The organism is Pseudomonas sp., from assembly GCF_049590575.1.
In the GTDB taxonomy this organism is placed as follows: domain Bacteria; phylum Pseudomonadota; class Gammaproteobacteria; order Pseudomonadales; family Pseudomonadaceae; genus Aquipseudomonas.
Genome location: NZ_JBAWDE010000179.1, coordinates 1 through 19043 on the forward strand (window position 1 = coordinate 1; position 19043 = coordinate 19043).

At 59.5% G+C, this 19043-nt stretch carries 20 protein-coding genes; 15 read left to right on the plus strand and 5 right to left on the minus strand.

All coding sequences use genetic code 11. The annotated features are described in order from the left end of the window. The 3 genes from WBR57_RS12450 to WBR57_RS12460 all read left to right on the plus strand — a co-directional run. Window positions 1-243: SDR family oxidoreductase (locus WBR57_RS12450; protein WP_424084085.1), on the plus strand; the 243-nt coding region annotated here is incomplete at its 5' end. Window positions 244-297: 54 nt separating this feature from the next. Continuing rightward, window positions 298-1632 carry an MFS transporter gene (locus tag WBR57_RS12455; RefSeq protein WP_424084086.1) on the plus strand — a complete coding sequence of 445 codons (1335 nt, stop codon included), beginning with the start codon at window positions 298-300 and terminating at the stop codon, window positions 1630-1632. Window positions 1633-1671: 39 nt separating this feature from the next. Beyond that, window positions 1672-2919 carry an OprD family porin gene (locus WBR57_RS12460; protein WP_424084087.1) on the plus strand — a complete coding sequence of 416 codons (1248 nt, stop codon included), beginning with the start codon at window positions 1672-1674 and terminating at the stop codon, window positions 2917-2919. On the opposite strand, the gene WBR57_RS12465 is transcribed toward WBR57_RS12460, so the two are convergent. Further along, window positions 2916-3140, minus strand: a complete 225-nt coding sequence (locus WBR57_RS12465; protein WP_424084088.1) for a DUF2790 domain-containing protein — start codon at window positions 3138-3140, stop codon at window positions 2916-2918. The two genes, WBR57_RS12460 and WBR57_RS12465, sit on opposite strands and share 4 nt — an antisense overlap. A gap of 110 nt (window positions 3141-3250) precedes the next feature. Here WBR57_RS12465 and WBR57_RS12470 point away from each other — a divergent pair, with 110 nt between their 5' ends. After that, window positions 3251-4159, plus strand: a complete 909-nt coding sequence (locus tag WBR57_RS12470) for a LysR family transcriptional regulator (protein ID WP_424084089.1) — start codon at window positions 3251-3253, stop codon at window positions 4157-4159. Between the two features lie 82 nt (window positions 4160-4241). Further along, window positions 4242-6182 (plus strand): PAS domain S-box protein, encoded by a 1941-nt coding sequence (locus WBR57_RS12475; protein WP_424084090.1) that lies wholly within the window; start codon window positions 4242-4244, stop codon window positions 6180-6182. 9 nt (window positions 6183-6191) lie between these two features. Here the strand turns inward: WBR57_RS12475 and WBR57_RS12480 are convergent, their stop codons facing one another. After that, window positions 6192-6965 carry a carboxymuconolactone decarboxylase family protein gene (locus tag WBR57_RS12480; protein ID WP_424084091.1) on the minus strand — a complete coding sequence of 258 codons (774 nt, stop codon included), beginning with the start codon at window positions 6963-6965 and terminating at the stop codon, window positions 6192-6194. Between the two features lie 173 nt (window positions 6966-7138). Here WBR57_RS12480 and WBR57_RS12485 point away from each other — a divergent pair, with 173 nt between their 5' ends. Both WBR57_RS12485 and WBR57_RS12490 read left to right on the plus strand, forming a co-directional pair. Next, complete coding sequence (locus tag WBR57_RS12485) at window positions 7139-8032, plus strand: LysR family transcriptional regulator (RefSeq protein ID WP_424084092.1); 894 nt, start codon at window positions 7139-7141, stop codon at window positions 8030-8032. Window positions 8033-8139: 107 nt separating this feature from the next. Further along, window positions 8140-9153 (plus strand): aldo/keto reductase, encoded by a 1014-nt coding sequence (locus WBR57_RS12490; protein ID WP_424084093.1) that lies wholly within the window; start codon window positions 8140-8142, stop codon window positions 9151-9153. On the opposite strand, the gene WBR57_RS12495 is transcribed toward WBR57_RS12490, so the two are convergent. Next, the gene (locus WBR57_RS12495) at window positions 9143-10126 is read right to left on the minus strand and encodes an aldo/keto reductase (RefSeq protein ID WP_424084094.1); all 984 of its coding nucleotides are present in this window, start codon (window positions 10124-10126) and stop codon (window positions 9143-9145) included. The two genes, WBR57_RS12490 and WBR57_RS12495, sit on opposite strands and share 11 nt — an antisense overlap. Window positions 10127-10232: 106 nt before the next feature. Between WBR57_RS12495 and WBR57_RS12500 the strand changes: the two genes are divergently transcribed. Continuing rightward, entirely contained in the window at window positions 10233-11135 is a 903-nt protein-coding gene (locus WBR57_RS12500) for a LysR family transcriptional regulator (RefSeq protein WP_424084095.1), read from the plus strand. Here WBR57_RS12500 and WBR57_RS12505 read toward each other — a convergent pair. Together WBR57_RS12505 and WBR57_RS12510 are read right to left on the minus strand one after the other, a co-directional pair. After that, window positions 11054-11593, minus strand: a complete 540-nt coding sequence (locus WBR57_RS12505) for a hypothetical protein (RefSeq protein ID WP_424084096.1) — start codon at window positions 11591-11593, stop codon at window positions 11054-11056. The genes WBR57_RS12500 and WBR57_RS12505 overlap by 82 nt on opposite strands. A gap of 237 nt (window positions 11594-11830) precedes the next feature. Continuing rightward, window positions 11831-12124 (minus strand): hypothetical protein, encoded by a 294-nt coding sequence (locus WBR57_RS12510; RefSeq protein ID WP_424084097.1) that lies wholly within the window; start codon window positions 12122-12124, stop codon window positions 11831-11833. A 97-nt stretch (window positions 12125-12221) separates the two neighbouring features. Between WBR57_RS12510 and WBR57_RS12515 the strand changes: the two genes are divergently transcribed. From WBR57_RS12515 to WBR57_RS12545, 7 genes are all read left to right on the plus strand, one after another. After that, entirely contained in the window at window positions 12222-13166 is a 945-nt protein-coding gene (locus tag WBR57_RS12515; protein WP_424084098.1) for a fatty acid desaturase, read from the plus strand. A gap of 84 nt (window positions 13167-13250) precedes the next feature. Continuing rightward, entirely contained in the window at window positions 13251-14228 is a 978-nt protein-coding gene (locus WBR57_RS12520; RefSeq protein WP_424084099.1) for an ABC transporter ATP-binding protein, read from the plus strand. Then, window positions 14225-14854: an ABC transporter permease gene (locus WBR57_RS12525; protein ID WP_424084100.1), complete on the plus strand. Its 630-nt coding sequence runs from the start codon at window positions 14225-14227 to the stop codon at window positions 14852-14854. Before WBR57_RS12520 ends, WBR57_RS12525 begins: the two co-directional genes overlap by 4 nt. Beyond that, window positions 14854-15537: an ABC transporter permease gene (locus WBR57_RS12530; protein WP_424084101.1), complete on the plus strand. Its 684-nt coding sequence runs from the start codon at window positions 14854-14856 to the stop codon at window positions 15535-15537. Before WBR57_RS12525 ends, WBR57_RS12530 begins: the two co-directional genes overlap by 1 nt. 50 nt (window positions 15538-15587) lie before the next feature. After that, window positions 15588-16493: an ABC transporter substrate-binding protein gene (locus WBR57_RS12535; protein WP_424084102.1), complete on the plus strand. Its 906-nt coding sequence runs from the start codon at window positions 15588-15590 to the stop codon at window positions 16491-16493. Window positions 16494-16529: 36 nt separating this feature from the next. Next, window positions 16530-17858, plus strand: coding sequence for an LLM class flavin-dependent oxidoreductase (locus WBR57_RS12540; RefSeq protein WP_424084103.1), 1329 nt, complete (start codon window positions 16530-16532; stop codon window positions 17856-17858). Window positions 17859-17892: 34 nt separating this feature from the next. After that, on the plus strand, window positions 17893-18675 hold the full coding sequence (locus WBR57_RS12545) for a phosphate/phosphite/phosphonate ABC transporter substrate-binding protein (protein WP_424084104.1): 783 nt from the start codon (window positions 17893-17895) through the stop codon (window positions 18673-18675). Window positions 18676-19043: the final 368 nt, after the last annotated feature.

Genomic DNA, 19043 nt, shown 5'->3' on the forward strand with positions numbered 1-19043 from the left:
AACGCCACCGCACCCGGCGGCACCGAGGCGCCGCCACGGCGCATCCCGCGCAACAGCCAGCCACAGAGCGAGCAGGAACGCGTGTGGTATCAGCAGATCGTCGACCAGACCCTCGACAGCAGCCTGATGAAACGTTACGGCAGCATCGATGAACAAGCCGCCGCCATCCTGTTCCTGGCCTCTGATGAGGCGTCCTACATCACCGGCGTGACCTTGCCGGTAGGCGGTGGCGACCTCGGCTGATTGCTGTTTGACCTGCAGACACTGACTCACAACAACAATAAAGAGAGCACTGCCATGCGTACCCATGATGTCCATTCGATTATCGACAATGCCCCGTTCAACCGTTTCCACTGGCTGATCGTCAGCTTGTGCGCCTTGCTGTTGATCTTTGACGGCTATGACTTGTTTATCTACGGCGTGGTCCTGCCGTCGATCATGCGCGAGTGGGGCCTGACCCCCCTGCAGGCCGGCGCCCTGGGCAGTTATGCGCTGTTCGGCATGATGTTCGGCGCGCTGCTCTTCGGCACCCTGGCCGACCGCTTCGGGCGCAAGAAGGGCATCGTGTTCTGCTTTGCGTTGTTCAGCATCGCCACGGTGGTCAACGGCTTTGCCAGCAGCCCGACCGAGTTTGGGATCTGCCGGTTTATCGCCGGCCTCGGCTGTGGCGGGTTGATGCCCAATGCGGCCGCGCTGATCAATGAATACGCGCCGAAGAAATTTCGCAGCACCTTGATGGCGTTCATGTTCAGCGGCTATTCCCTGGGCGGCATGCTCGCGGCCAGCGTGGGGATTTTCATGCTGCCCAACTATGGCTGGCAGTCGATGTTCTTCGTCGCGGTCATCCCGCTGTTGCTGTTGCCGCTGATTGTGATCTGGCTGCCTGAATCCATCGGCTTTCTGATCCGCCAGGGCCGCACCGAACAGGCCCGGGAGCTGCTGACGCGGCTGTCGCCAGGCACGCTGATCACTGCCGAGGATGAGCTGGTGATCGCGGACGACAAAGGCAAGGGCGCCTCGGTGGTGGAGTTGTTCCGCCATGGCCTGGCGGTGCGCACAGCGATGATCTGGGTCGCGTTTTTCTGCTGCCTGCTGATGGTCTATGCGTTGAGCTCATGGCTGCCCAAGCTGATGGCCGGGGCGGGTTATAGCCTGGGGTCGAGCCTGTCATTCCTGATTGCGCTGAACCTCGGCGGCATGGCCGGCGCGCTGATTGGCGGCCGTTTGGGCGATCGGATGAACCTGGTGACCGTGACGATCGGCTTTTTCATCGCCGGCGTTGTATCCATCAGCCTGCTCGGAATCAACAGCCCGATGCCGGTGTTGTACCTGCTGATTTTCGTCGCGGGGGCAACCACCATCGGCACGCAGATCCTGTTGTATGCGGGGGCGGCGCAGCTGTATGGCCTGTCGATGCGTGCCACCGGCCTGGGCTGGGCCTCCGGTATCGGCCGCAATGGCGCCATCGTCGGCCCGTTGCTGGGCGGTGCGCTGATGGCCATCGAGCTGCCGCTGCAACTGAACTTCATCGCCTTCGCCATCCCCGGTGCCGTTGCGGCCGTGGCGATGACGGTGTTCGCCCTGAATGAGCGGCGCACGCGCATTGCCTTGCCGGCCGCCCAGGCGCTGTGAATGGCCAAACCGTCGATAACAATAACTAAGAGCAACGACATGAACACACAACGGATCTGGCTCGCCCTGTTGGGCGTGCCCCTTGCGGCGACGGCTGACGAGGGCGGTTTCTTCGAAGGCTCCACGGCGACCTTGCAGGCGCGCAATTATTACTTCAGCCGCGACTTTTCCGACATCGTCGGCGCCAACCGGCAATCGAAAGCAGAGGAGTGGGGCCAGGGCTTTATCCTCACCTACAAGTCCGGCTACACCCCAGGCCCCGTGGGCTTTGGCCTGGATGCGCTGGGCACCCTGGGCCTCAAGCTCGACAGCAGCCCGGATCGTGCCAACACCGGCTTGCTGCCGGTCAAGGACGATGGGCGTGCCGCCGATAACTACAGCCGCCTGGGCCTGACCCTGAAAACGAAAGTATCCAAGACCGAGCTGAAGGTCGGTGAGTTGCAGCCCAACCTGCCGGTGCTAGCGTTCAGCGACATCCGCCTGTTACCGCCGAGTTACCAGGGGCTGAGCCTCAGCTCCAGCGAAATCAGCGGCCTTACGCTGCAGGCCGGGCACCTGACCACCACCCGCCTGCGCAACGAGGCCGGTGACGAGAAGATGATCGCCATGCTCGGCCATGTGCCGCAGCGTGGCGCCGAAAGTGATGCGTTCAACTATGTCGGCGGCGATTACGCCTTCAATGGCAACCGCACCAGCCTCAGCCTCTGGCACGGCCAGTTGAAGGATATCTATGCCCAGGGCTTTGTCGGCCTCAAGCACAGCCAGCCCATCGGACCGTGGGTGCTGGGCGCTAACCTCGGTTACTACGATGCACGGGAAGACGGCGACCAGTTGGTCGGCAAAATCGACAACCAGGCGTTTTTCTCGCTGCTGTCGGCCAAGCGCGGTGGCCATACGTTCTACCTCGGTTACCAGGCGATGTATGGCGACAGTGCCTTCCCACGGGTGTTTGCGAATATCACGCCGCTGGGCAACGAGGTGCCCACCTACGAGTTCGCCTACACCGACGAACGCTCCTGGCAAGTGCGCTACGACTACGACTTTTTGGCGCTGGGCATTCCAGGGCTGACCACCACCGTGCGCTATATCACCGGCAACAACGTCACTACCGGGGCAGGCTACGAGGGCAAGGACCGCGAGCGCGACCTCGACATCGGTTACGCCTTGCAAACTGGGCCCTTGAGCGGCCTGGGTATTCGCCTGCGCAATGTGATGGCGCGCTCCAACTACCGCAGTGATATCGATGAGAACCGGCTGATCCTCAGTTACACCTGGAAGCTGCTTTAAACTCCGCCCTGGCAGGTGCCCATCACCGTGTAATTGACGGTGTGACTGACGCCCTGGCTGTCCAGATACACCAGGGTCGCCGGTTCCACCTGGCAACTGCCGGGCGTGGGGCTGCTGGAAATAATCTGCTGGATGTCCAGCGCCGGGCTGTCATTGCCATCGGCGGCGAATGCGCCGGTGGCGGTGAACAGCAGGATAAGACTGAGACATTTGATGTTCATGCTGTAGCCCTCTGTCAGTAGCTTGCAGTGTAGTGGCTGCAGCGTGGCGTTAAAGCCGGGAACCGGTAAATGACTCGTACGCATCACGTAGTAATCAAGGAGCCGCACTGATGGATTTGCTCAACGGGATGCGGGTATTTGCCCAGGTCGTCGACAGCGGCAGCTTTGCGGGGGCGGCGGACGTATTGAATCTGTCTGGCGCGCAGGTCTCGCGGTTGATTGCCGACCTGGAGCAACACCTGCAGACGCGCCTCTTGCAGCGCACCACCCGGCGCCTGAACCTGACCGAGTCGGGCGAGCGTTTTCTGCTGCGTTGCCGGGGTATCCTCGACGACGTCAGGGAGGCCAGCGCCGAAGCCAGCGGCGCCCACCTCAACCCGCGCGGCCGTTTGCGCGTGCATTGCATGAGCGGCCTGGGCGTGCTGATCACGCCGCTGATTGCGCGCTACTGCGAGCGCTACCCCGACGTGTCGCTGGAGCTGACCCTGTCCCAGCACAACCCGGACCCGCTTGAAGAAGGGCATGATGTGGTGATTTCCATCGCCCATGCGCTGCCAGATTCGGCGCTGGTCAGCCAAACGCTGGGGCAGCTGTTCAGCGTGCCCTGCGCGGCCCCGGCCTACCTGGCCAGGCACGGCGTACCGGCGCACCCCCATGAGTTGCTGCAACACCGGCGCTTGCACCTGCAGGACTTTCAGGAGGATGACTGGCGCTTCCAGGGCGCAGAGACGGACATCACAATTGCACCGGGGACCGGTTTCAGAACCAATGTCGCCGACGCCATGGTCAAGGCGACGCAGGAGGGCATGGGCATCAGCCTGTTGCCGTTTTTCAGCGCGCATCCGGCCTTGCAGGACGGATCGCTGGTGCGCTTGCTGCCTGATTATCGGCTGCGCGAACGCAGCATCTTTGCGCTGTACCCGTCGCGGCGGTTCCTCGACGCCAAGGTGCGCACCTGGGTGGAGTGGCTGCGCGTCGAACTGCCTGCGCTGTTGAGCGCCCGCGCGACGGGAATCTGAGCCAGACTCGATTTAACCTGATGGGGCGGTTTTTTTTCGACATACTCAAGCAACTCACTCTGTCGTTCACGAGGCTTTCATCATGTCGTCGGTGCCCACCACTGAATCTTTTAGCCAGGACGACCGTTATCGCCTGCTCGTTGAGGCCGTGGTGGACTACGCCATCTACATGCTGGACACCGACGGCCTGATCCGCAGTTGGAACTCCGGCGCCAAGCGCATCAAGCAATACGAGCAAAGTGATGTGCTGGGCAAGCATTTCTCGATGTTCTATACGCCGCAAGACCTGGCCACCGGCCTGCCCACCCGGGCGCTGCAGTGTGCCGCAGAGTCAGGGCGTTTCGAGGGTGAAGGTTGGCGCGTGCGCAAGGATGGCTCGCGGCTCTGGGCCCTGGTGATCATCGACCCGATACGCGCGGCCGATGGCACGCTGATCGGCTTCGCCAAGGTGACCCGCGACCTCACCGAGCGCAAAGCCGCAGAGCAGGCACTGCGTGAAAGTGAGCGGCAGTTCAGCATGCTCGTGCAGGGCGTTACCGACTACGCGCTGTATATGCTCGACCCTCTGGGTATCATCACCACCTGGAATGCGGGGGCCCAACGCATCAAGGGCTATGCGCCGGCTGAAGTGATCGGCAAGCATTTCTCGTTGTTTTTCCAGGCGGATGACGCACACAGCGGCGTGCCCCAGCGTGCACTGGAAACGGTGGTGCGCGAGGGGCGTTACGAAGGCCAAGGGCGACGTGTGCGCAAGGACGGCACGAGTTTCGTGGCGCATGTGGTGATCGATCCGATCAAAAATGAACAGGGCGAACTCATCGGGTTCGCCAAGATCACCCGCGATGTGACGGAGAGCGTGCAGGCCCAGCAGCTGATCAAGGAAACCCGCGAGGCGTTGTTCCAGTCGCAGAAAATGGAGTCGTTGGGGCAGCTCACAGGCGGTATCGCCCATGACTTCAATAACCTGCTGATGGTAATCCTCGGCAGCCTGGAACTCGCGAAAAAGCGCGTGCCTGCCGACTCCAAGGTCCTCTCGCTGTTGCAGAACGCGGTTGCCGGGGCTGAGCGCGGCGCCAGGCTCACCCAGCGCATGCTCGCCTTCGCGCGCCGCCAGGAGCTTGACCCGCAACCCGTGGACGTGGTGGACCTGATCCGCAACATGTCGGACCTGCTGTCGCGGATGATCGGCGCCGGGATCGTCGTCGAAACCCGATTCCCGTTGGTGTTGAACCGGGTATTGGTCGACATGGGCCAGCTGGAAATGGCCGTGATGAACCTGGTGATCAATGCGCGCGATGCGATGGAGGGGCAAGGGGTGATTTTGATCTCGGCGCGGGAAGCGGCGTTTCCAGGGCACTCGGCGGATGCGGCCAGGCTGATCTGCATCTCGGTCATCGACAAAGGGCCGGGCATGAGCGAGGCGACGTTGCAGCGCGCCATGGAGCCGTTTTTCACCACCAAAGGTGCAGGCAAAGGCACCGGGCTCGGACTGTCGATGGTGCATGGGCTGGCGGCGCAATCCCAAGGCCGTTTTGTATTGAAAAGCACCGTCGGGGAGGGCACCACCGCGGAGCTCTGGCTGCCGGTAGCGCAGCCGGCCAGCCCACAACAGGCGGAATCGACGGCGGTGGATTCAAGCACTGAGCGCTCACCCTCCGTGCCTCAACCCAGCCTGCAGATCTTGCTTGTGGATGACGACCCACTGGTGCTGATCAGCACCCGAGCCATGCTGGAAGACCTCGGCCACCGCGTTGTATCCGCGTCAGGCGGGCACGAGGCGCTGACCTTGCTTGAGCAACAGACCGTGGTCGACCTGGCCATCACCGACATGGTCATGCCGGAAATGACGGGCATCGAGCTGGCTGACAACATCACACGTTTGCTGCCGGGGCTGCCGATTATCCTGTCCTCGGGGTTCGCAGAAATGCCGCTGGCCACCACCACCAAGTTGACGCGACTGCCCAAGCCATTTGATCAGGCGACCCTGGCCAAATTGATCGCGGATACCTACCAGCCAAGATAGCGTCGGCTCTTACTGGCGCGACGCGAAGACCTCCTTGAGCACCGGCACCGCCGACATTGCTTTCGGCCAACCCACGTAGAACGCCAGATGCGTGACCACCTCGGCGGCCTGGGCCTGGCTCAGGCCGTTGTCCATCGCCCGGTTCAGGTGAAACGGCAGCTGCGCCGCCTGGCCCTGGGCAATCAACGCGGCGACCGTGACCAGGCTGCGATCACGGGCACTGAGGGTGCTTTGCCGCCAAAGGTCGCCGAACAACACATCGTTGGTGTAGCGGGCCAATTCCGGGGCTACGCCGCCAACGCCTGCATCCACGGCCGCCCGGCGTTTTGCTTCGCTGTCGGGATCGAGGGTCAGCGGCGCGCCGGCGGGGGGCGCAATCTGCTCGGCGCAGATGTTGCGTTCGCTGAAGACCTGCTTGGCGACACCGGCAGCGGACATTGCGTTGGGCCAGCCGGCGTAGAACGCCAGGTGGGTAATCAACGCGCTGATTTCACTCGGCGTGAGGCCATTGTCGAGCCCCAGCTTGATATGCCCGGTGAGTTGCGGGACCTGGCCGCTGGCGACCAGCGCAGACAAAGTGATCAGGCTGCGATCGCGCGGCATCAGCGCGGTGCGTTTCCAGACTTCGCCGAACAGCAACTCGGTGGTGTACGTGTAGAGCTGCGGGGTGGCCTCCAGCACATCGGTTGAAGGCTTTGGATCGGGCCGCGGCTGGCCTTGGTCGGCGCCCACTTCAGCGGCGCAGAGCAGGGTGGCGAAGGTGGTGGCGGTAAACAGTTTCATTGAGCACTCCATCCGGTCAAAGGCTTGGTTGACCCGGTGCATGGTAGGCAGCTGGCGCCGATTGATTAAGAGGCGCAACCGGCATGAAGTCATGAGCACAGCTCATCAATTGCGTGTGGCCTACGGGAATGCGCTAGGCTATGAACCGGACACTTTATGCATAAGGCTCATCAATGGCGCGCGAAGGGTACGGTGATTTGTTGGCATTCGTGGCGGTCGCCCGCGAGCGCAGTTTTACCCGCGCGGCGGCTCAGCTGAGTGTTTCGCAGTCGGCGCTGAGCCATACCATCCGTGCGCTGGAGACCCGGCTCGGCGTGCGCTTGCTGACCCGAACCACGCGCAGCGTGGCGCCGACCGAAGCCGGAGAACAGCTGTTCAACAAGCTCGCTCCGCGCTTCGACGAGATTGAGTCCGACCTCGCGGAAGTGGTCGAGCTACGCGATTCGCCCCGCGGCACCCTGCGCATATCGGCCACCGACTATGCCGCGAACTCGGTGTTGTGGCCGCGTCTGTCGGCGTTCATGCCGCGTTACCCCGACATCAACATCGAGATCACCACCGACTATGGCCTGACGGATATCGTCGCCGAGCGCTACGACATTGGCGTACGCCTGGGTAACCAGGTGGCCCAGGACATGATTGCAGTGCGCATCGGCCCCGACCTGCGCATGGCGATGGTGGCCTCGCCGGCGTACCTGCAAGCGCACCCTGCGCCGCAGGGTCCAGACGACCTGGCCGCGCACAACTGCATCAACCTGAGGCTGCCGACCCATGGCGGTTGCTATCCCTGGGAGCTGGCCAACGGCGAGCGCGAACTGCAGGTGCGGGTGCAGGGCCAACTGACGTTCAATGGCACCTATCCGATGCTCGCGGCGGCGCTGGACGGGTGTGGCGTGGCTTACCTGCCGCAAGATCTGGCGACAGAACACGTTGCCGCCGGGCGCCTGTGCTGGGTGCTGGAGGACTGGTTTCCAACCTTCCCGGGCCTGCACATCTACTACCCGAGCCGCCGGCAGTCGTCACGGGCCCTTGCCCTGGTGGTGGATGCGCTGAGGTACAAGGCGTAGCCCATTGATGAATCGGTCTCATGACCGTATCCCTTTTTTGTGGCTTAAACGCTGACTCGAATCGGTCTAGGCTGCGTTCATCTTTCAAACGCCTGTGAGGGTTAATGATGAACTACCGCTACCTGGGCCGCAGTGCCCTGAAAATTTCGCCCTTGTGCCTGGGCGCAATGATGTTCGGCGGCGAGACCGATGAAGCGACCAGCAGGCGCATCATCGACAAGGCCGCTGCCGCCGGCGTCAACTTCATCGACACGGCAGACGCTTATCACGCCGGGCGTTCCGAAGAGGTGGTAGGGCGCGCCATTGCTGCCAGGCGTGATGATTGGGTGCTGGCGACCAAGTTCGGCTACCCGGCGTCGGCGCATGCCGGTCCGAACCAACAGGGCCAGTCGCGCAAGTGGATCATGCAAAACGTCGAGGCCAGCCTGAAGCGCCTCGGCACCGACTGCATCGACATCCTGTATTTCCACCGCACCTTGAGCGATGCGCCGATGGAAGAGGGCCTGCGCGCGATTGACGACCTGATTCGCCAGGGCAAGATTCGCTATTACGGCGCGTCGAATTTCCATGGCTGGAAAATCGCCGAGCTGGTGCGCATCGCCGATGCGCTGGGCATCCAGCGCCCGACCGTGAGCCAGCCGTTGTACAACATCGTCAATCGGATCGCCGAGGTCGAGCAACTGCCGGTGGCGGGCAATTACGGGATCGGCGTGGTGCCTTACAGCCCGCTCGCGCGGGGTGTGCTCAGCGGTAAATACCCGGTGGATGCGCCGCCGCCGGCCGATACCCGGGCAGGGCGCGGTGACACGCGTATCCAGCAGACAGAATGGCGTCCCGAGTCGTTGAAGATCGCGCAGGCCATCGCCCGGCGTGCGAGCGAGCGCGGTACTACGTCGGTGGCGTTTGCGATTGCCTGGGTACTCAAAAACCCGTTGATCAGCGCGGCCATCGCCGGCCCGCGCACCGAAGCACATTGGGACAGCTACCTCGATGCGCTGGGGCTGGAGCTGGGGCCGGAGGATGAACAGCTGGTCGACAGCCTGGTGGTGCCAGGCCATGCGTCGACCCACGGTTTCACCGATCCGGGTTACCCGGTTGAAGGGCGGAAAATCAGCGGTTGACGTTCTTCTGCAAATGCGCCGGGTAGCGATCGCCCACGACCTTGATCTGCTCAAGCGCCGTTGCGACCGCCACCAGGTCGGCCTGGCTCAGCAGCAGGTCGGCCGCACCGATGTTCTCCTCCAGCCGATGCAGCTTGGTGGTGCCAGGAATCGGCACGATCCAGGGTTTTTGCGCCAACAGCCAGGCCAGGGCCACCTGCGCGCGGGTGGCCCCTTTGCCGTCGGCGATCTGCCCCAGTACCTCGACCAGCTGTGCGTTGGCCTTGCGGTTCTCTTCGGTGAAACGCGGCACTACGTTGCGAAAGTCGTCTTTGGCGAACTGAGTGTTGGCATCAATCGCGCCCGTGAGGAAGCCCTTGCCCAGCGGGCTGAAGGGCACAAAGCCGATTCCCAGCGCCTCCAGTACCGGCAGGATCTGCTCTTCAGGTTCACGCCACCACAGTGAATACTCGCTTTGCAGGGCGGCTACCGGGAGCACCGCGTGCGCACGGCGGATCGCCTCCGGCCCGGCTTCCGACAGCCCGAAGTGCAGGACTTTGCCTTCTTCGACCAGTTGCTTCACCGTGCCCGCGACCTCTTCAATCGGCACCTGCGGGTCGATACGGTGTTGGTAGAGCAGCTCGATTCGGTCGGTGTTCAGGCGTTTCAGCGAAGCTTCAACCACTGCCCTGATGGTTTCGGGGCGGCTGTCCAGGCCCTCACCGGGCAGGCCATTTTTGAAACCGAACTTGGTTGCGATCACCACGTGGTCGCGGATCGGCGCCAACGCTTCGCCTAACAGCGTTTCATTGGTGTAGGGCCCATAAGCCTCTGCGCTGTCGAAAAAATTAACGCCTTGGTCGAACGCGCTGCGGATCAGGCTGATCGCCGCCTTTTGCTCCAGGGCGGGGCCGTAGGCAAAACTCAGGCCCATGCAGCCCAAGCCGATGGAAGACACGTGCAAGCCGCTTTGGCCCAGTTGTCGTTTCAACATGGTTGATCTCCTTCGCAAAGTTATCGTTGAAAGGTAAACTTTGGACTCATGTGCTTAGTTCAACAATTGGCATGCTGTTTCATGAGTAGTTGAGGGAAATTCACGAATGATCCGCGCAGGCCTTCCAGAGTTGACCGCGTTTGTCGCCATCGCCGAACACCGCAGCTTCAGCGGCGCCGCGCGGATGCTCGGGGTGTCGGCCTCGGCACTGAGCCACTCCATGCGCGGGCTTGAATCGCGCCTCGAACTGCGCCTGTTCAACCGCACTACCCGTTCGGTGGCCCTGACCGAGGCGGGCGAGCAACTGTTTTTGCGCGTACAGCCGCTGCTCGGTGAGCTTGAGTGCGCGGTCAACGACGTCACCTCGGCGCGCAACACGCCGTCGGGCCTGATCCGCCTGAGCGCTTCGGAGTCGTCGTTCAAACTGTTGATTCGCCACGTTATGCCGCAATTTTTGCTTGAGCATCCGCAGATCCATATCGAGTGCGTGGCCGATAGCCGCCTGGTCGATATCGTCGCCGATGGCTTCGATGCAGGTATCCGCCTGTTTGACGACGTACCGCGCGACATGATCGCGGTGCGCTTCGGCCCGGACGTGCGATTTGCCGCCGTGGCGTCCCCCGATTACCTGAGCCGGTACCCGGCGCCGACCGCGCCCCATGACCTCAAGGCGCATCGGTGCATCCGCTTTCGCTTTGCCAGCGGCACATTGTTCCGCTGGGACCTGGAGCATGCGGGGCGTTCATCCAGCATCGACGTCGACGGGCCGCTGACCATGGACAACCTCAACCTGATGGAAGAGGCAGCGCTGGCGGGGCTGGGCATTGCCTGGGTGCCCGAGCATCAGGTCGAGGCGCATGTGCGCGAAGGGCGGTTGGTGCATCTGCTGCCGCAGTGGGGCCCGACCTATGCCGGGGCGTGCTTGTATTACCCCGCCAACCGACACCCGCCGATGGCCCTGCGGATGTTTATCGAAGCGTTGCGTGAGTGGGTACGCGAGCAAGCCTGAATCGCCTCAAACGCACTCGACAGAACACCCAGGAAAGCGCCGTTCAGCCGTTCTACTACGGCGTCATGCACAGTCTGCGCATTCCAGACTTCCAATAACATGGATTTCGCAAGGCTACCCAGGGGCGACTGACTTTTCAGGGTCCGGCTCAAAAAACGCTCGTTATGAGGAAGGTGGGTCTGCAGTAACGTGCGGGGTACGGCAAGGACGACCTGATTGTCGCCGGCGGGAAAGGTGCAGGTGTACGGCCGCGCACTGTCAAACAGCACGATGTCTCCGGGGCGTTGTTGCGAGCCCCGCCCGCATTGGCTGACATACGCCTCTGGGCACAGCGACAGCGCAACAAAGTAATGATCGTTGCCATCATCGCGCTGACCGCGTTCGTACTGTATGGGCTGTGACTGTATCCGGCTGAAAGACACACCGCCTTTATGCGTGCCCCTAACGTAGCAATTCACTGGAAGGGAATGAAACTACATCCCTCGGAGTTGGACCGAATATCGGTGGAGTCCGGGCATCTACGTGCGAATCGTAGATGCCCGCAGGCCGGTCGCGACCGGTCAGCGCAACCCAATGGAGAACGGGAAAGACTCGCTGGTCAGGTAGCCTGAGGGATCAGTAGATACCCGCTAAAGCTTATTCATTTATGGAATAAGTATAATAAAATATATTCCTTGATAGTATTAATCATCATGCTACCTTGCTGTGACCGGACCGCCGGATATGTTCAATCCTATTCTTATGGTACGACTATGTCCGGCGCGCGAATCTTCCAAATCAGCCTTGAGGCTCTGTCGCATGACGGCGCCCATGCAGCGATTTATCACGCCGGCAATATCCGCATCAGTTCCTTTTCCTCCATTGCTGTGCCATTCGTTACCGGCAAACCTCTCCCTTGTCAGGCCAACAGCGAAGCCTGCAGTGCAATCAGCGAAGGCTTGGCGTTTCTTCTCTACGCCATGTGAATCATCGTTGTCGGGCACTTCCATACCGCCAGTCCCGCCAGTCATCTTCCGGTAATACCCCAGCTATGGGGTTGCATGATTGGGCGCCTGCTCCGAGCAAGATCTATCACGATTGACAACAATGCCAAACTATCTGGATGAAGCTCATCGAGCTGAAATCGCTAAGCTGAGCACCACCGTAACGAGTAAAACTGAATGGCCTACCTGGCTTTTGTTAGTCGGGTTCTATCTGGCGTGGGCGTTTATTATTTTTTGTGGGAGTGTACTTGGCGAAGGACTCAGCCTTGTCTTGCTGATTCCACTGGTCGTGCTGTGGATGTCAATTCAGCATGAGCTTATCCACGGTCATCCAACGCGTTGGGCTGGCATCAATAAAGCCCTGGGATTTCTGCCATTTGCCGTGTGGTACCCCTACGACGTCTATAGGGACACACATTTGGCGCATCACCACGACGAGGCGTTAACGGTGCCGGGGCAAGATCCGGAAAGTCGTTATGTTACCGGTGCTTTCTGGTTGCGCTCGCCTCGGTATATCAAACTGTTGTTATGGGTAAACAAGACTTTGGGTGGTCGTTTGCTTATCGGCGCGCCGTTGGCAGTAATAGGTCTCGTCGCCAGTGAGATTGGAGGACTATTTCACAGTGGACGAATGGCTTGGCGGATGTGGGCTGCTCATATACTGAGTGTTGCCGTAGTGCTGGCCCTGGTTGAGCAATACAGCGCCATCAGTGCCATCCAGTACCTGTTCCTGGTGTCGCTGCCGGCCTTGTCGATTGCCATGATCCGGTCGTTTTACGAACATCGTCCGTCGACGCTTCCCGAACACCGAACGGTTATCAATGAATCGTCGGGGCTGTTGAGTTGGCTGTTTCTCAACCTCAATCTTCACCTGGTTCATCACGATCTTCCCGGTTTGCCCTGGTTTTACTTACCCAGGGTGTATAGAGCCAGGCGTGAACAATGGATCACGCGAAACAACGGCTATGTCATTCATGGCTACTTCCAGCTATTGCAAAAACATCTGGTCAGTCCCGTGGATTGTCCTCGCCATCCTGCTGAGCACTAACAACAGGCAAGCTAATGTGGGCGTCGGAAAATGATACGTTTTGAAGCCATCAGGAAAACTCATAAAGGCAGCCCGCGAACGGCCGTGAGCGATTTAACGCTTCACGTCCGAGAGGGTGAGATCTGTGTATTTGTCGGGCCCAGTGGGTGCGGCAAAACCACCATTTTGCGCATGATCAACAGGCTGGATACCCAGGACACTGGCCGCATTTGCGTCAACGGCGTTGCGACCGATGAACTTGACGTCGTTACCCTACGCCGTGGCATTGGTTTCATGATGCAGAGCGCAGCCTTGTTTCCTCACCAGACGGTTGCCGAAAATATTGGCGCAGTCCCGCGGCTGCTGGGCTGGAGCACACATAAAATTCGCCAGCGCGTGAGCGAACTCATCTCACTGGTTGGGCTTCAGCCGGAATTGCTGGACCGTTACCCGAATCAGCTGTCGGGCGGACAGCAAAGCCGTGTCGCTCTTGCGAGGGCATTGGCCTCGGACCCACCGGTTGTATTGATGGACGAGCCCTTTGCCGCGCTAGATCCGGTGATACGCGAGCGACTGCAGGATGAACTGGTTGCGCTGCAGAGACGGTTGCATAAGACCATTATCCTGGTGACCCATGATATGGAGGAGGCCATCAAGATTGGTGATCGGATTGCCATCTTCGAGGGCGAAGGAAAACTTGTTCAGTTCGATACCCCTCACAACATCCTTGCCCATCCTGCCAGCGAGTTTGTGAAGAACTTTATCGGCAAAGATCCGCTGTTAAAAAGACTTTCGCTGATGAAGGTTTCTGATCTTCCGGTGGATGAGGTCAGTTGTGAATTCAAACTTCTCCTGGATGACAAGTCCAACCCGTTGAAGTGGGTCAGTGAGTCGGGCGCGCCTGTTCCGGAGCTGACAACGGTGTCGAGTAACGACTCATTGCATCACGCACTGGTTAAAATTCTAACCGCGCCGATCGGTGTGGTTGTTCGCGTGGACGAGGCGGGCGGTTACGAAGGTTGCCTCTCGATTGCCAGCCTTCACAGCGCACTCAATGAGCAGCGCTTCGGAAGTGCGCAATGATTGATTGGTCCTGGATCGTTGAAAACTGGCAGCAGATCGGTCAGCTGTTAGTTGATCATATTCAACTGGTGACCTTGGGCCTGTGTACAGGGATGCTGTTAGCGGGTGCAATGGTGCTCTTGACGGTGTGGCGGCCCGGATTGGCGCGGCCGATGATTTATGTCTGCGGCATACTCTTTACCATTCCGTCCCTGGCACTGTTTATTTTGATAATGCCGTTTACCGGTTTATCCAAGACCACGGCGGTCATTGGCTTGAGCCTGTATTCCTTGCTTATCGTGTTACAGAACACCTTGGCGGGACTTGCGAGTAACCCTGCGGACGTAGTGGAGGAAGCCCGTGCGCTCGGGTATACGCGCCTGCAGAGATTCCTCGGGGTCGAGCTTCCACTGGCGCTGCCTGCGTTATTGGCAGGCCTACGAACAACCTCGGTCACGTTAGTGGGGCTGGTGACTGTGACTGCCTTGATTGGACAAGGTGGGCTGGGCCAGCTGTTCATTACCGGGCTGGCTCAAAGTTTCACTACACCTGTGGCCGTCAGCCTGGTCCTGACCGTGATGTTGGCGTTATGTTTTGATTTTCTATTTTATTCAATCAATAAATGGCTGGTGCCTTGGGTGCGCTGATGAACATGATCGCAAGTGTCTACCTTTGGTTTTCTCTTCCTGATAATTGGTTGGGTGAAAACGGCATACTGACTCGGCTCGCAGAGCATATTTATTATGTGTCCTTGAGCCTGGTTATTGCGTGTGCAATAGCGTTGCCGCTCGGCGTGCTTTTGGCTAACTATCGCAAAGGTGCACAGGTGGCGATAGGGCTGTTCAATATTGGGCGAGCATTACCTTCCCTGGGCATTGTGATACTTGCAATCATGCTGATTGGCTATGAAACCAGCACGGTGATTATCGCGTTGGTCACCATGAGCATCCCGCCGATATTAACCAATATCTATGTTGGCATCGATCAGGTGGATTCAGCTCTGAAGCAGGCTGCCAGATCGATGGGCATGCGCAGAGGGCAGATGTTTATTCAGCTTGAATTGCCGCTGGCTTTTCCGTTGATCTTTTCTGGATTCCGATCAGCCCTGGTGCAACTTATCGCCACGGCCACCATCGCCGCGTATGCCGGCTTCGGTGGGCTGGGCAGGTTTCTTATTGATGGACTGGGCCGAAATGATACGCCGCAAATTATTGGCGGCGCACTGATGGTGTCGGCACTGGCGATTGCCAGTGAGTGGGTTTGTTCAATGATAGAAACATTCACAGTTAGAAAATGGCGGGCGGGAAAAATCGAACTTAGCGCTACATGACCTGAGGTCATTTGAAAGTGTGTATTAACTCTGCAGAGGTGCAAACCCACATGAAAAACAAACAACGTTCGAAGGCTCGCCCGGCGCACTCGGTTTCATTGCTGCTGGGGTTAGGCTTGCTGGTGGGCAGCGCGTTTGCCAGCGCTCAGTCCATCACCATTGGCGGGGCTAATTTTTCCGAGCAGACGATTCTCGCCAACCTCTATGCGTCAGCCTTGAAAAATCAAGGGATAGACGTCAAGACCCGACTCAATCTGGGCAACCGCCAGATCATCGCCCAGGCCCTGGAAAACGGCGATATAGACGTCGTTCCCGAATACCTGGGGTCACTGTTGAGTTTCTATGACGACAAGACCGCCCTGACCAGCCAAAAGGAGATCCTCAGCGCTTTGCAACAGAAGTTGCCGGCGGACCTCCAGCTGCTTGAGCCTTCGTCCGCAGGCTCCATTACCGCCTGGGCTGTCACTAAAAAGACTGCAGAAAAGTACAACCTGCGCACCTTGTCCGACCTGGCGCCCGTCTCGGGTGATTTCACCCTGGGTGGGCCTCCCGAGGTCGCCACAGCTGCTTTAGGCCTGCCCGGGTTGAAGGCGGTCTACGGCATCAACTTCAAAAGCATCAAGTCGCTGGACATGGGCGGGCCGTTGTCGCGGCTGGCGTTGAACTCCGGCGCTATCGACGTGGCCACGGTGGTCTCCACGCAAGGCATCCTGGCGAAAGAGCCTTGGGTTGTCCTTGAGGACGACAAGCACCAACAGCCCCTGCAAAACATCACGCCACTGGGTCGCAAGGCGTTGCTGACCCCGCAAGTCACCCAGGTGCTCAACGAGGTGTCTGCAAAACTGACCGATGACGACCTCAAGCAACTCAATCGCCTGGTTGATATCGATCACAAGGACCCCGCGAAAGTCGCGGCGCAGTGGGTTGCCGAACATACCGTCAAGACGGCCCAGTGAAAATCAATGCGACGCTGGTAAGGTCGCGGAGGCGTTATGTCGAATAAAAGTATGATATTGAATTTGTTCTTTTTTAACCCCCAGGGCGATCATCGTTTTTCCTGGCGCCACCCGCTGGCACCGACCCAAGAGATATTGACCCTGGGTTACTACGTAAAACTGGTGCAGGCGGCGGAGGCGGCGAAGTTTGATGCGGTGTTTGTTGCGGATCACGTCGCGGTCTGGGACTCCGTGGCCAGCGGGCTGAGGCACTACGCCAACGCCCGCCTGGAACCGATCACGCTGTTGTCCGCACTGGCTGCGGTTACCGAGCACATCGGGCTGATGGGCACGGCTTCGACTTCCTATAACGAGCCCTTCAACCTCGCGCGTTATTTTGCTTCGCTGGACTACCTCAGCGCAGGGCGAGCCAGCTGGAATATCGTGACGTCCTGGCTGGAAGAAGAGGCCTCGAATTTCAGATTGTCTGGCGTGACCAAGCACGGTGACCGTTATCTGCGGGCCGAGGAATTCATCCACGTCGTCAAGCAGCTATGGGACTCCTGGGAGGAGGGTGCGCTAGCGTTTGACAAGGGCACCGGCGACTTTGCCGACCCCTCGAAAATTCATCCGATCAATCACAAAGGCGCCCATTTCAACGTACGTGGGCCGCTTAACGTGCCGCGTCCACCTCAGGGGCATCCGGTCCTTGCCCAGGCGGGGTCGTCTGAAGCCGGCAAAAACCTGGCCGCCGCGCATGCGGACGTGCACTTCTGTTTTATCAATTCGGTCGAAGAGGGGTTGGCGTACAGGGCCGATTTGAATCGCCGACTCGAGTTGAAGGGCAGGCATTCCAGTGATCTGAAAGTCATCACCGGCGTGCTTCCGGTGGTGCTCAGGGATGAGACTGAGGAGGAACGGCGTCGGCACCTGGAGGACAGCCTGATTATCGATGCGGTGGCGATTGACCTGGTCTCCAGCTACACCCGCCTGGACTTGACAGGCCTATCGCCGGACGGACCATTGCCAGCGTTGCCGGATGAGTCCGAGTTTGATGGCATTCGAACTGAGCTGGCCCTGCTCAAGCAGTACGACACCTCCCTGTCTATCCGCGAGATAGGGCGCCGGTTGGTCAAGAGTTCAAGTACCTGGCTGCTGATCGGAACGGCGGAGCATATTGCCGATAAGCTTGCAGCGTTATACGAGTCGAACGCCGTCGATGGCTACAACCTCATGTTTCCGTTTTTGCCCACTGACTTCGAGACGTTCACCCGTGGCGTGGTGCCCTTGCTGCAAGCCAAAGGGGTGTTCCGCCAGGAATATCAACCCGGGACACTGAGGGATCGCTTGGGCTTGAAGACGCCTGCCAACCGTTTCCTGCTGTGATCAGCTGCACTCGCACCCTCTGAATGGATTTCATATGACCAGCGATCTATCCATGTACCTCGCTCCCGCCAGGGTTTTACACGCACAGCAAGCCTGGCTTGAGCGCATCCTGGAGATTCTCGGCGAACGCCGAGGGCAAACACGGATCGTTGATCTCGCGGCGCACTGGCTTTCCCCGGATCTGTTGTTATCCCAGACCTGCGGCTATCCATTCGTCACGTCACTGCGGGGAAAGGTGAGGCTGATAGGGCGGCCGAGCTATGAGCTTACGCATAGCTCGGGAGGGGACCATTGCAGTGTGCTGCTCTGCAGGGCTGATGCGGTCGCGACTGACCTGGCAGGTTTCCAGGGCAGCCATGGCCTGATCAACGCCCCGGATTCCAACTCGGGAATGAATTTATTTCGCCACACGCTGGCCGGGATCAGCGACCGTGGGTTTTTCTCGACACTCACCTTCACCGGATCCCACCGGGAGAGCATGCGACGGCTGAAACAGGGCGAGGGCGATTTGACGTCCATCGACAGCGTCACCTACGACTATCTTGCGCGAGATAACAGTGACGAGATCGAAGGCCTCAGGATCCTCGTGCAGAGTGCGCGCAGCCCCTGCCTGCCTTACATCACCTCGATTGGTCAAACGGCTGCGGACGCCGCTTCAATCAGGAACGCAATGAACGAAGCCTTGGGCCAGCTTCCTGAGGTTTCCCGTGACCTCGCGATCAAGCAAGTCCTGCCGGCCAGTGAGGCCGACTATGAGTGTCTTCTGGAATATGAGCGCAGTGCGGCCAGTCGCGGCTTTTCATTTGGGCCGTCCTGATGGGCCAGCCGTCCCGGATGGGCAGCTCAAACACGCTAGAGGCATACTGATGAGGATAGACCCGTTTTATCGGTTAAGTAATTGATGCAAAAAGCTAAATTTTTTATCGTCAGGTATTGATATTTCAACGCTGAAACATTTTCGTACATTTAATTGACGCCATCAAATCGCCACTCTAAGATCGCCGAAAAAATAGTGGCACAAGGCCATTTAGAGGGAGCTATAAATGTGGCGTTTGGCGCGTCGGACCAGGCTCAGCCTGCTGTCCGCTTTTTTTTGCCTGAGCACGGCCGGGATGGCCCAAGGCGCAACCCTGCAGAACACGCCTGGGGTCACCGACCTGATCCGCGATCGCCAGGATCGCCTGC